Source organism: Niveispirillum sp. (assembly GCF_017996735.1).
Lineage (GTDB): Bacteria > Pseudomonadota > Alphaproteobacteria > Azospirillales > Azospirillaceae > Niveispirillum.
This window is the reverse complement of record NZ_JAGOGJ010000028.1, coordinates 18,437-32,088: the sequence shown is the minus strand read 5'-3', so window position 1 is coordinate 32,088 and position 13,652 is coordinate 18,437. Positions and strand designations below refer to the sequence as shown.

The window sequence follows — 13,652 nt, the reverse complement described above, 5'->3', positions numbered from 1 at the left end:
GAATGGCTGAAGACCAGGATGATGACAGCAAAACAGAAGACCCTACCGGAAAACGGCTTGCGGACGCGCGCGAGAAAGGTCAGGTCCCAAAGTCGCAGGAATTCAGCCATATCTTTGTTCTGGGTGCCTCGCTGGTCATGATCCTGCTGATCCTGCCCTGGTCGTTCGGGCGGATATCGGTCAGCCTGCTGCCCTTCATCGAACAGCCGCATGCCATCCAGATGGAAGGCGGTGCGCTGGAAAGCGTCTTTGGCGATCTGGGGCTCAGCGTCATCACCGCCATGGCGGTACCGTTGATCCTGCTGGTGGTGGCCGGCGTGGTGGCGTCGGTGGTGCAGGTTGGTTTCCTGGTCACCACCGAAAAGGTACTCAAGTTCGAGCTCTCCCGTCTGAACCCGCTGCCCGCGCTGGCGCAGAAATTCTCCATGAAGAATCTGGTGGAATTTCTGAAATCGCTGGCCAAGCTGGTCATTGTCGGGATTGTCATCTATGTGATGCTACGTCCCCTGTGGGGGTCCGTCGATCATTTCATCGCCATGTCGATCATCGACATCGTCAAGGAAACCCAGAGCCTCGCCGCCAAGATCATATTCGCGGTTCTGCTGGTGCTTCTGGTCCTGGGTGGCGCCGATTATCTGTATCAGCGCTACACCTTCATGCAACAGATGCGCATGACCAAGCAGGAGGTGAAGGACGAATTCAAGCAGGCGGAAGGCGACCCCCTGATCAAGGGCAAGATCCGTCAGTTGCGCATGGAACGTGCCCGCAACCGCATGATGGGCAATATCCCGACGGCCGATGTCGTGGTCACCAACCCGACCCATTACGCCGTTGCGCTGAAATACGATCCGGCGGTCATGGGGGCCCCCACCGTGGTGGCCAAGGGCGTGGACCATCTGGCCATGCGCATCCGTGAAATCGCGGAGGAGAATGAAGTTCCCCTGATCGCGAACCCGGCCCTGGCCCGTGCGCTTTATGCATCCGCCGAAGTGAACGAGGAAATTCCGGCCGACCATTACAAGGCCGTGGCCGAGATCATCTCCTACGTGTTCAAGATGAAACGAAAGCCGATTCCGCGGTGACCCGGGCCGTGTCCCTGTCGCGCCTGTCCTTCCGCTTGTTGTAGATTGTCCCGACCGCCGACCTTTACGACCGGTGAACCATGCGCAAGAGCAGCCCCGTTGCCCGTCCCGGCCTGAACCCCACCGCGCGTGTCGCCGGTCTTTGGGTGCTGATCCTGGTGGTTGTCGCCATCGCCGCCATGGTGCATCTGGCCCGCATTGAGGGGCCACCCCCCGCCGAATGGCCGGCGGGTTTGCGCGGCGGCATCGTTGTCTGGCTGGCCGGCGGTGTCCTTGCCTTTGCCGCCATCCTGTTGGTCCGCACCGTTTCGGCACGCGCCGGCGCGGTGGAGGAACGCCGTCATCTGCTGGCCCGCGGGTTGGAGGCCGCGTCCGTGCCCATGGTGATCGTGGGTCCGGATGGGCGCGCCATGCATTACAACCCCGCCTTCCGTGATCTGGCACAGCCCGGCGCACAGCAACCCCTGACAGCCCTGGGGCAGGCGGCCGGTACCAGTCTGGCGCCACTGGAAATCAAGCGGCTGCTGGCGGCGGTGGAACGGGGTATCGCGGTGGATACGGCTCTGGACTTCGCCGATGGACGGGAATTCCGTCTGTCGGCCCGGCCACTGGACGGGGCGGCCGGTTATTCCGTCTGGCAGGTTGAAAAGGTGGAGCGGCCGGCAGCGCCGGCCCAGCCCGCGCCCCCCATCACGCCGCCGCCCGAACAGGGCGATATGGACCGGCTTCGGCATGATCTGGCCCGGATCGAGGAACGGTTCCGGCGCTTCTTCGACTATGCCCCCATCGGTATCGCCCTGGTCGACAGCGACCTGCGTCTGGCCGAATGCAATGATACCGTCCTGGCCCTGTCCGGCCTGTCGCGTGACGATGCCCAGGGACGGCCGGTGATCAACCTGTTCAAGCGGGACCAGCGCAGCACCATTCAACAGCGCCTGATCGCCATCCGCGACGGCGCCGATGGCTGCCCCGCGCATGAGGCGCAGTTGCGCGGCGCCCATGGCCCCATCGTCCATCTCTATGCCCGCCGAGATGACGGGGCGCCGGCGGCCGGCGTGGTTCTGCATCTGGTGGACATGACCAACCAGAAGAACCTGGAAGCACAGTTCGTCCAGTCGCAGAAGATGCAGGCCATCGGTCAGTTGGCGGGCGGCGTGGCGCATGATTTCAACAATCTGCTGACCGCCATGATCGGCTTCTGCGACCTGCTGCTGCTGCGGCACAAGCCGGGGGACCATTCCTTCACCGACATCATGCAGATCAAGCAGAATGCCAACCGCGCCGCCAATCTGGTGCGTCAGCTTCTGGCCTTTTCCCGGCAGCAGACATTGCAACCCCGCGTCCTGTCCGTCACCGACGTTCTGGCCGAACTGTCCAACCTGCTGCGTCGCCTGATCGGCGAGAATATCGAATTGAAGATGCTGCATGGCCGCGACCTGGGTCTGGTCAAGGTGGATCAGGGCCAGTTGGAGCAGGTGATCATCAATCTGTGCGTCAATGCCCGCGACGCGATGGCGGAAACGGGCGGGCGGTTGACCATTGTCACCTCCAACCTGCATGTCACCGACCCGATGCAACGCGCGACGGAGACCATGCCGCCCGGTGATTATGTACTGGTGGAGGTGATCGATACCGGTGTCGGCATTCCCACGGAAAATCTGCAGCGCATTTTCGAGCCGTTCTTCTCCACTAAGGAGCTGGGTTCCGGCACGGGGCTGGGCCTGTCCACCGTCTATGGCATCGTGCGCCAGACGGGGGGCTTCGTCTTTGTCGACAGCGCGCCGGGCGACGGGGCGAAATTCTCCATCTACCTGCCGCGTTACCAGGAAAATGGCGCCCAGGCCACCCAGTTGGACAAGGGAGAGAAGAGTGGCGCCGACCTGACCGGCACTGGCCGCATTCTGCTGGTGGAGGATGAGGATGCCGTTCGTGTCTTCTCGGCCCGCGCGCTTCGGAACAAGGGGTACGAGGTGGTGGAGGCGAAAAGCGGGGAACACGCGCTGGAACTGCTGCGCGGCCCCGACCGTCCCGATGTGGATCTGATCATCACCGATGTGGTGATGCCGCAACTCGACGGTCCGGCCATGATCCGCACGGTGCGCGAATTCATGCCGGACGTGAAGGTGATCTTCATTTCCGGCTATGCCGAGGAACGGTTCCGCAGTGCCGTCGGCGGCGGTGACGCCGTGGAGTTCCTGGCCAAGCCATTCAGCCTGAAGCAATTGGCGACAAAGGTGAAGGAAGTGATGGGAGAGGAGTAGGGGCGGTCACCTGATCATTACCAATCGCCGTCACCGCGCCAGCTTTGGCCCCGACTGCACGCTGATTTCCCCCGTCCGGTTCAGCGCCTTGGCCAGGGCGTCCAGGCGCCGTTGCACACTGTCGCCGGTCAGCATGGCTGCATCCTCCGGCAGGACCAGCGTCAGCTTCTGGTCACCCAGGCGCAGCAGGGTTCGTTGCAGCAGGGTCGCCGCACCACCCGTCAGGGTATGGGCAAGGCGCAGCGCCAGCCCCACGATATAGGCCCGCATCAACGCCCCTTCCTTCAACAGCCCGCGTGCGGGCGCCAGGATCGGGCTTTCCATGGTGCCGGCATAACGGACATGGACGGATGTCGCCAGGAAGGCGCGTTCGGCATGGTCCACGCCGGCGAACGGCATGCGCAGGATACGCAGAAAAGCGTGTTCGGCGCGGTAATCGGGGTGTTCGGCCCAGCCCAGGTCCGACAGAAGGCAGGCAGCATGGCGCAGGCGCCGGGCCATCGGGTCCTCCCCCACAAACAAGGGGGCCGTCCAGCCGGTCAGGATTTCGGCATGGCCGAACCGGCCGATCCGTTCCGCTACATCCTCGCAGGCGGTGATCAACGGGTCCTGCCGCTTTTCAGAGGCGTCCAGCAGATCGTAAAGATGCCCTTCGCGCAGGCCATAAGCGGAGAAGGTGACGCGCGACGGCTGCACCGCCTTCAACACCCGTTCCATGACCAGGGCGGCCAGGGGCAGGGTGTCCAGGCGGCGCTTTGACACGCCCTGCATCTTTTCCAGATTGCTGCGCCCGGTGCGGGCGACGGTTCCGGCAAACTCCGCCATGGTCGCACCATCCACGCTGTACTGGTGGATGATGTGCAGCGGGTGGTTCACCTGCTCCAGATGCATCTTGGCCAGCGCGCGCCAGGCGCCACCAACCGGGTAATAGGTGCGGCCCTTGCCGCGCGACAGCCAGTCCAGCTTGGAAAGATGCTGGTCGATCAGCTTGGCGGCGGGGCCGGGCTTGCCGTCGGTCGCTTCCAGCAGGCGCAGCGGACCCAGCGGCGTGGTCACCTGCGCCCCGATCTCTCCCTTTTCCAGCAACACCAGTTCCAGGCTGCCGCCGCCCAGGTCGCCGGCCAGCCCCTCGGCATTGGGGGAACCCGACAGAACGCCCAGCGCCGCCAGCCGTGCCTCTTCCTCACCGGACAGAACATCGACGTGAAAGCCGGTGCGGCGCGTGATCTCCGCCACGAAATCGGCGCCGTCGGCGGCGTCACGCACGGCGGCCGTGGCCAGGACGTCGATGCGGCGGACCTGCATGCCTTCCAGCAGACGGCGGAAGCGGACAAGGTTATCCAGGGCCAGCACGACGCCGTCCGGATTCAGCTTCCCGGTTCTTTCGACCGTCTTGCCCAGGCTGGGCAGAACCTTTTCATTGAAAAGGGCGACGGGCGATCGGGTCAGCTTCTCATAGACGACGCAGCGCATCGAATTGGAACCGACATCGATGACCGCCAGGCGATCGTCGGCTTGGGCGTGATCCACGTTCGGGTGATCCGCTTTCAGTGACAACATCGGTGAGAATGCCGGGTTACGGGAAATTGCTCAACACCAGTTTCGGCGGCAACCTCGCCTCCGTCGTGGCACTGCCCCGGCCCGAAAGGCTGGGGTTGGTCATAAAATAGGTATGGGCGTTAAAGCTTTCGAGGCAAGGTTCCACGCGGCGGTATGTCGCGTCGGGTTGCAGGACCCAGCTCTGCGTATTGTCCTTGAGGTTGGCGACCATGATCTGGTCCAGCACCTGCTGATGCACTGTCGGGTTTTCGATGGGCACCAGCGTCTCGATACGCCGGTCCAGGTTGCGGGGCATCCAGTCGGCCGACGAGATGTAAATCTTGGCCTGACGTGACGGCAGGCCATGACCGTTGCCGAAACAGATGACGCGGCCATGTTCCAGGAAGCGGCCGACGATCGATTTCACATGGATATTCTCCGACAGCCCCGGAACACCGGGCCGCAGGCAGCAGATGCCGCGGATCACCAGTTCGATCTTCACCCCGTTCTGTGACGCCTCATACAGCTTGTCGATCAGCTTGGCATCGACAAGGCTGTTCAGCTTCACCCAGATCTGGGCCGGGCGGCCGGCATGGGCATGCGCGATTTCGGCATCGATCAGATCGACCAGACGCTGGCGCAGGGTGATGGGGGCGATGGCGATCTTTTCCAGAGCCTTGGGCGTGGCATAGCCGGTCATGTAATTGAACATGTGGGCCGCATCATGGCCCAGCGCCACATCGCAGGTGAAGAAGGACAGGTCGGTGTAAACCTTGGCCGTGATCGGGTGGTAGTTGCCGGTGCCGAAATGCACATAGGTGCGCAGGCCCTGGCTTTCGCGCCGGACCACCAGCGACACCTTGGCATGGGTCTTCAGGTCCACGAAGCCATAGACCACCTGCACGCCGGCGCGTTCCATGTCGCGGGCCCAGCGGATATTGGCCTCTTCATCGAACCGCGCCTTCAGTTCCACCAGCGCCGTCACCGACTTGCCCTGTTCGGCCGCATCGATCAGGGCCGCCACGATGGGGCTGTTCTTGGAGGTGCGGTACAGGGTCTGCTTGATGGCCAGCACGTTGGGATCGGCGGCGGCCTGACGCAGGAACTGCACCACCACGTCAAAGCTTTCGAACGGATGGTGGACGACGATATCCTTCTGCCGGATGGCGGCGAAGCAATCGCCGCCGAAATCGCGGATACGTTCGGGGAATCGGGCATTATAAGGCGGGAACAGCAGGTCGGGCCGTTCATCACCGATGATCTGTTTGGTATCGGCCAGCCCGATCAGGCCATCCAGCACGAACACATCATCGTTGGAAACGTTCAGTTCATCGACCAGGAAGGCGCGCAATTCCTTCGACATGCCGGCATTGACCGCCAGCCGGATCACACTGCCGCGCTTGCGCCGCTTCAGGGCGGATTCAAACGTGCGGACCAGATCTTCCGCCTCTTCCTCGATTTCCATTTCGCTGTCGCGCAGCACGCGGAACACGCCGTGCCCCTTCAGCACGAAGGGCGGGAACAGACGGGAAATGAAGGTCAGCACCACCTGTTCCAGCAGGACATAGCGCGTCTCATTGCCAGGCAGGCGAATGAACCGCTCCAACTGCTGCGGCAGCAGGACCAGCGCGTCGAGGTTCGCCCCCTTCTGCGGGTCGAAAAGCTGCAGGGCCAGCGCAAAGCCGCTGGAGGGCAGGAAGGGGAACGGGTGGGCCGGATCAACGGCGATGGGGGTCAGGACGGGGAAAATCTCGTCAATGAAGCGGGCTTCCAGCCAGTCATGCTCCGACGCCGTCAGTTCCTCGGGCTCGACGACGGCGATGCCGTTGGCGCGCAGCAGCTTGCGCAGCATCAGCCAGCACACCTGCTGATCGCGCATCACCTCCGTCACCCGGTAATTGATGGCGGCCAGTTGCTGGGCCGGGGTCAGGTTGTCATCCGATGGAGTCGTGACCTTGGCGGCCACCTGCGCCTTCAGGCCGGCGACGCGGACGGTGTAGAATTCATCCAGATTGCTGGCCGAAATGGACAGGAAGCGCAGCCGTTCCAGCAGCGGATGCTGATTATTGTACGCCTCTTCCAGAACACGCTGATTAAAGGCCAGCCAGGACAGTTCGCGGTTGATGAACCGTTCCGGGCTGTCGGGCGCGATGCCGGCCTTGGGTCCTGTCGGCGCGTCGGGCGGCACGGCAGGGGCGGGTGCGTCGGTGGGCAGCATGTCGGGGGCGGCGGTCACGATGATCTCGTCCTTCTGGTCCTCACGGGCCGGGGAAGTATATGTTGCTTCTGTGACGGTTTTGGGTACATGGGTCCCGCGCGGGCGGCGACGCTGCCCTGCTGTTCCGGTTCCGCTTCCCCTGCCTGTGGTTGTCATGAAGACACTCTATCTGCTGCGGCACGCCAAATCGGACTGGGATGATCCCCGCCTGGCCGATCATGACCGGCCGTTGAGCGCGCGGGGCCATCGCGCCGCCGCGACGATGGCGAATTATTGGGCCGCGCGCAAGGGCGGGCCGCCACGTCCGGACCTTGTCGTCTGTTCGACGGCGGTGCGCGCCCGTGCCACGCTGGAGATCGTGGCGGCCGCCTGGGGCACCGACCTGCCGCCCACCAGTTTCGACCGCTCCATCTATCTGTGCGGGGAGGAATTGCTGCTGGACCGGGTCACGGCCCTGCCGGAGCAGGTGGGGGCAGCCCTTTTTGTGGGCCATAATCCCGATTTCCAGCTTCTGGCCCGCGACCTGTGCGGCCGGGGGGATGCCGCCTTGCGCCAGTCGCTGGCGACCAAGCTGCCCACCTGTTCCTTTGTCGAAATCACCGTGCCGGACGGGCTGTCCTGGCGGGATCTGGGCTGGGGAAGCTGCACGCTGGCCGGCTTCACACGGCCGCGCGATCTGGAAGAACGGTAACCGGGGGTCATTGCCCCTTCCGTCCCATGTCGCACTGCGGTATGTGAAGGGGGTACTTCCCTGACGGAACCGACGCGCGAGCCCCCTTGAACGCAAAGCCCAAGGCCCCCCGCACTCCCCGCCCGGAACGGGAGGTGGAAATCAAATTGCTGGCCGATCCGGCGGACCTGCCCCGCATCGCGGCGCTTGCCCTGGTGCGTGAGCGGTTGGTGACGCAGGCCGATCCCGTGCGCCAGCACACGGCTTATTTCGATACGCCTGGTCTGGCGCTGGCCAAGCGCGGCCTTGCGCTGCGCCTGCGGCGGCAGGGGGTGAAGCGCGAACAGTCGGTGAAGACCATGTCGTCGGGCGAGGGGGGCGATGGTGCGGGCATCGCCGTTCGCCGGGAATGGCGCTGGGCCGTGGTGGGTGACGGGCTGGATACCAGCCTTCTGCGCCAGGGTGACCTGTCCGAACTGATCCCGCCCGACGCGCTGGATAGTCTGTCGCCTTTGTTCACCACCGATGTGCAGCGCACCATCCTGTTGCTGCGTGCCGGGGATGAAGGGCGGGTGGAACTGGCGCTCGACCTGGGCCAGGCTCTGGTCATGTCACCCGATGGGCAGCCATCGGCCCGCCACACGATCAGCGAAGTGGAATTGGAACTGAAACAGGGGGAGGTGGCGGACCTGTTCCGGCTGGCCGCCGATATCCATGCCCGCGTGCCCCTGCGCCTGTCCACGCGCAGCAAGGCCGATCTGGGGCTGGCCCTGCTGACCGGGGCACAGCCGCGCGCCCATCCCGTACGGCCCCTGGGCATCTCCCCCATTACTACGGTGATGGAGGCGTTCCGCCATATCGGGCGCAACGGTCTGGCCCATCTTCTGGACAACCAGCCGGCGTTTACCGAAGCCATGGGTGATCCGGCGGCTCTGCGTGAAATGGCATCGGCCGTGCGTCGCCTGATTACCGCCTATGGCTTGTTCGCTGATCTTATCCATACCGACCAGGGCGATGCGTTGCGCGATCAGTTGAAGGCGCTGGGCCGCAAGCTGGAAAGGGCGCGCGACTGGCAGAAGCTGGCCATGGCGCTGACCGAACTGCCGCAGGATGCGCGCAAGGGCGCCGTCGGGCCAGTGTCCGCCGCGCGGGCCAGGGCGCTGGACAAGGCGATACGCCTGCTGGCCTCGCCTGAATGGACCGGTTGGCAACTGGAATTCGCGGCCTGGCTGGAGGCGGGCGACTGGGCGCGGCAGCCGCATGGCTGTCCGTTCGGGACAACCTTGTCGGAAATCGCGGGTGACATGTTGCGCCAGCGCCTGGACAATCTGCGCGCGCTGGGCCAGCCTACGGATGTGGCCGCGGCCATCAAGGCCCATAAACGGCTGCGCAAGCTGCGCTATGACCTGGATTTCTGCCGCGCCGTCTGGCCCCCCGAACGGGTGGCGCCGCTGCAACGGGCCGTCGATGGCCTCCGCACGCCCCTGAAACAGGCGGCCGACGACATGAATGCCGCCGCTTTGCTGGACAAGATCGACCAGTCCACCGCCGCCGACACCCTGCGCAAGCGCGCTGCCGCCGCGCTGAAACCGTTGCCGGCCCTGTGGACGGCGTTCCTGGCCGCGGATGTGGTGGCCGTGGCGGCGTGATCAAGCCACCCCGAACCGATACTCGCTGCGCGACCGGAACCGCTGTCCCGGGCGCAGCACCGTGCCGGGAAAACCCGGCTGGTTGGGACTGTTCTGGAAATGCTGGGGTTCCAGGCAGACGCCGCAATGCGGCTTGTATATGGCGCCACCACGACCGACCATATCCACGGCGTTGGCCGTAAAAACATGCACGCCGGGTTCGCTGGTCCAGAGTTCCAGGCTCCGGCCGCTGCCGGGATGGTCCAGTCGGGCGGCCTTGCGTGGGCGTCCGCCATGGGGCCCCCGGATGACGAAGCTATGATCATAACCATTGCCGATGCGCATCTGTTCCTCTGTTGAGGCGATGTCGCGGCCGATGGGCTTGGGGCTACGGAAATCCAGGGCAGTGCCCTCCACCGGGCGAATTTCACCCGTCACCATCTTGTCAGACCCGAAGGCCGTGAAGCCGTCGGCATCCAGTGTCAGCAGATGATCGTGGATCAGCGATCCGGGCACACCCGACAGGTTGAAATAACCGTGATGCGTGGGGTTCAGGACCGTGGGCCGGGTGGTCAACGCCTCGATGTCCAGACAGAAGCGGTTATCCGGGGTCAGGCTGTAGGTGACGCTGATGCCCAGTTCACCGGGGAATCCCTGATCCCCGTCGGCCGACAGCAGGGTCATGCGCACGGCGGCACCGTCCAGTATCGCGCCGTGCCAGTTGCGCTTGGCAAAGCCGACCGGCCCGCCATGGGAGGAATGTTTCGACCCGCCCGTGTCCAGCACCACCTCCCGACCATCCAGTGCAAAGCGGCCATTACCGATGCGCCCGGCATAGCGGCCGACCAGGGTCCCGAAATTGCGGGACTTTGTGCGGTAGCTTTCGAAATCGTCCAGACCCAGGACCACATCAGCGAAGTTCCCCGCCCGGTCCGGCATGACAAGGTTGGTGACGGTGGCCCCATAGGTCATCACGCGCAGGCTGGCGCCCGTTCCGTTGGACAGAGTGTAAAGCGTGACGGGCGCCCCGTCCGGCATCTGGCCGAACAGTTGTTCGGTCACGCCGGACCGTCCCGACACTCGAGCGGCGCAACCGGCCAGCGGCAGGGCGGCGAGGGAGGAAAGCAGGGCGCGGCGGGACAGGATCACGGTCATGGGTCGCAACATTTCCCAAGGGGCCAAATAAAAGGGGCCGGGAAGCGGATCGCATCCCGGCCCCCCATCAGACTTCCAGCTTACAGCTTGTAACGGGCACCCAGATAGAACTGGCGACCCGTGTGATGATAGACGTAGGTGGAGTTACGGACGCCATCCAACTCGCCATGGTACTGGCGGTTGGCCTCGTCGGTCAGGTTCAGCGCTTCGAACGAGACGGAGAAATTCTCGGTCACGTTATAGGAGGCCGAAGCGTCGAACGTGGTCGTGGCCGACTTGCCGATGGCTACGATGCCGCGCGTACCGGCATTGGCAGCCGGGACCTGCTGGTAATAGCCGGAACGATAGGCGACGGAGACGCGGGCGTTGAACTTCTCCCCGTCATCATAATAAAGCGTGCCGTTCCATGCGTCGGGCGACAGATTGACCAGATTGGCCGTGACATAGGCATTGCAGGCCGAGGTCGAGCAATAATCGATCTTCGACGACACATGCGTATAGTTGGCCTGGACACCCAGATTGTTGAACCCTTCCGGCAGGAAGCTGAACGGCGCCTGGAAGCTGACTTCGAAGCCCTTCAGCGGGCCGCCCGGCGTGTTGGTCGGCGTGCTGAACACATAGCTCAGGTTCGGGTCACGCCCGCCGCCAGCCGGGAATGCTTCCGGGTTCATGGCCGTCAACTGCGCATAGGTCAGCGTCTGCTGGGTGGTCTGCACGAAGGTGGAGATGTCCTTGTAGAACCAGGCGAAGGAGATCAGCGATTCCGGCGCGAAGTACCATTCAAGCGACAGGTCCACCGTGTCCGCACGGTACGGCTCCAGCGTGACATTGCCCAGCGACGCGCTGGGGTTCGGGGCGTTCAGCGCCGACAGGGTGAAGACCGGCGTCAGGTTGGTGACCGGCGGCCGCGACAGCACCTTGGCGGCGGCGGCGCGCAGGATCACATCGTCCACCGGCTCCAGCGACATGTTCAGCGAAGGCAGCGTGTCCTTGTAGCTGTTCTTGCCGGTGACGGGGCGGGTAGCGCTGTTGATGAAGGAATAACCGGTGGCCGTCACGTCCGTCTTCACCTGACGCACGCCGACATTGCCACGGAACGGCATGTCGCCCAGTTCGGTGTTCCAGTCGACCTGCGCCCAGAAGCCCAGCGATTCTTCCTTCACATTGCGCCAGTTGGCCAGGGTGGCGCTGTTTTCCAGCCCGAGGCTGCGGAAATCACCACCGGCGATGCCCGTGTCACAGTTGCAGTTGATGTTGAACACGCGCTCGAACGCGGCCAGATCAGGGACCAGCCAACTGGTCACCGACCCGTCAGGCAGGTTCAGGCCCTTGCCGAAGCCGGTCAGCAGCTTGGTCATGCTGGCCAGCGTCGTGCCGGTCGGCAGCGCGGGGCCGACATTGCTGGTGGCCGACGGACGGGCAAAGGCCTGGGCCTCGGACTTGAACCGCTTCCAGTTCACGCCGCCCTTGGCGCTGAACGTATCATTGATGTCCCAGGCCAGATCACCCTGCGCCGTGTCATAGGTGTTGGTCTGGAAGGTCGGGTTCATGCGGATTTCCGACCGGGGATTGGCGCCGGTCGTGCCGGTGATGACCCATTTGGTCGGGTCCGTGACATCGAAGCCGTAATCGATCAGCGGCAGGTTGCTGTTGTCGCGGAAATCCCAGCTATACCCATCCGTGTTCTGCCGATCCATCAGGACGGTGGTCTGCACGGGGTTGTCGAACTTCGATTCCGCACGCCCGCCGGTCAGCGTAGCGCGGACGCTTTCACTGAATTCGTGATCCACGCTCAGGGTATATTGCGTGAATTCGGTCTTCAGCACGTCGTAACGCTGTTCGGAACGGATGTCCATGTCGTCCAGGCGGGCATAGACCATTTCACCCGTCTGGGGATCGACCACGGTCTGGACGATATCCACTTCCGGCTTGCCACCCTGGGAGGCGTTGCGGCTCAGCGACCAGGCTTCCAGGAAGTTTTCCTGACGCGTGCTGTCCAGCTTGGAATACAGCACGTCGAAGCTGACGGTCGTGTTGCCTTCCGCCGGGCGGGCCTGCAAGGACAGGGTGGCGCCGGTGCGTTCCTGATTATGGACCAGCCGGCCATAGCGCGGGATGCGCGGATGGAACACACCGCCGGCGGAAGAGGCACCGCCGGGCAGGGCGGCCGGGTTCTGAAAGCCGTTATCGCCATTGGCGGGGCCCCAGCGCACGGAACTGAAGCCTTCTTCCAGCAGATCACGCTCCGAATAGGCGACCGACAGCAGGGCGCCGATCTGGTCATCCAGCCAGGTGTTGGACAGCAGCACGGCGCCGCGCGGATTCACCTTCTCCGACAGGTCATTATAGCCGGCCTGGGCAGAGGCGGCGGCCGTGAAACCGTTGAAATCGAAGGGACGGGACGTTTTCAGATCGACGGTGGCGCCCAGCGATCCCTCCTCGACCTCGGCCGAGGCGGTCTTGCGCACCGTGATATTGTTGAACAGTTCGGACGCGAAGACATTGAAGTCGAAACCACGGCCGCGATTGGTGCCGCCCGAACTGTCGGTGGCGCCCGTCGTGGCCTGCGCCTCGATACCATTGATGCGGGTGCGGGTGAATTCAGACGACAGGCCGCGCACCGTCAGCGACCTTCCCTCGCCCGCATCGCGGTCGATCGAAACGCCGGGAATACGCTGGATGGACTCGGCCAGGTTGGTGTCGGGGAAGTCGGCGATGTCCTCGGCGCTGATCGCATCAACCACGCCGGCTTCATTGCGCTTGATGTTCAGCGAATTGGCCAGACTGGCGCGGAAACCGGTGACAACAATTTCTTCCAGCGCCTCGCTGCCGGATTCAGCGGCTGTCTGCTGGGCAACGGCGGCACCTGTGCCAAAAGCCAGGGAAAGCGCCAATGCCGAGACGCCATAAGGGATTGCGCGGCAGATGCCGCGGTTCATAAGGGACATGGGTTCCTCCTCCTGTACAGGGCCTCGGCGCTTGGTCGCGCCGTTTGTCCCCATTTTTCGATCGGCGGCCGGCGATTTTGCTTGCGAATTGTCACCGGTGTCATAAGAAACTATGCATGGTTTGAACCGGAACGCAAGCGGTGGAAACAGG

8 protein-coding genes are annotated in these 13,652 nt (G+C 63.9%); 4 read left to right on the top strand and 4 right to left on the bottom strand.

From position 1 onward, the window contains the following. Positions 1-2 precede the first annotated feature (2 nt). Together flhB and KBA48_RS11350 are read left to right on the top strand one after the other, a co-directional pair. Positions 3-1,082, top strand: a complete 1,080-nt coding sequence (flhB, locus tag KBA48_RS11355) for a flagellar biosynthesis protein FlhB (protein ID WP_292906293.1) — start codon at positions 3-5, stop codon at positions 1,080-1,082. Positions 1,083-1,162: 80 nt separating this feature from the next. Next, complete coding sequence (locus KBA48_RS11350; RefSeq protein WP_292906291.1) at positions 1,163-3,343, top strand: response regulator; 2,181 nt, start codon at positions 1,163-1,165, stop codon at positions 3,341-3,343. 30 nt (positions 3,344-3,373) lie between these two features. On the opposite strand, the gene KBA48_RS11345 is transcribed toward KBA48_RS11350, so the two are convergent. Together KBA48_RS11345 and KBA48_RS11340 are read right to left on the bottom strand one after the other, a co-directional pair. Beyond that, positions 3,374-4,873, bottom strand: coding sequence for a Ppx/GppA family phosphatase (locus KBA48_RS11345; protein WP_292906290.1), 1,500 nt, complete (start codon positions 4,871-4,873; stop codon positions 3,374-3,376). 46 nt (positions 4,874-4,919) lie between these two features. Further along, on the bottom strand, positions 4,920-7,118 hold the full coding sequence (locus KBA48_RS11340; RefSeq protein ID WP_292906289.1) for an RNA degradosome polyphosphate kinase: 2,199 nt from the start codon (positions 7,116-7,118) through the stop codon (positions 4,920-4,922). A 136-nt stretch (positions 7,119-7,254) separates the two neighbouring features. On the opposite strand from KBA48_RS11340, the gene KBA48_RS11335 reads away from it, so the two are divergent. Together KBA48_RS11335 and KBA48_RS11330 are read left to right on the top strand one after the other, a co-directional pair. Continuing rightward, positions 7,255-7,791, top strand: a complete 537-nt coding sequence (locus KBA48_RS11335; protein WP_292906288.1) for a histidine phosphatase family protein — start codon at positions 7,255-7,257, stop codon at positions 7,789-7,791. 134 nt (positions 7,792-7,925) lie between these two features. After that, positions 7,926-9,419: a CYTH and CHAD domain-containing protein gene (locus KBA48_RS11330; protein ID WP_292906287.1), complete on the top strand. Its 1,494-nt coding sequence runs from the start codon at positions 7,926-7,928 to the stop codon at positions 9,417-9,419. Here the strand turns inward: KBA48_RS11330 and KBA48_RS11325 are convergent, their stop codons facing one another. After that, positions 9,420-10,553 carry an aldose epimerase family protein gene (locus tag KBA48_RS11325; protein WP_292906286.1) on the bottom strand — a complete coding sequence of 378 codons (1,134 nt, stop codon included), beginning with the start codon at positions 10,551-10,553 and terminating at the stop codon, positions 9,420-9,422. Between the two features lie 80 nt (positions 10,554-10,633). Beyond that, complete coding sequence (locus KBA48_RS11320) at positions 10,634-13,501, bottom strand: TonB-dependent receptor (protein WP_292906285.1); 2,868 nt, start codon at positions 13,499-13,501, stop codon at positions 10,634-10,636. Between the last annotated feature and the right edge of the window lie 151 nt (positions 13,502-13,652).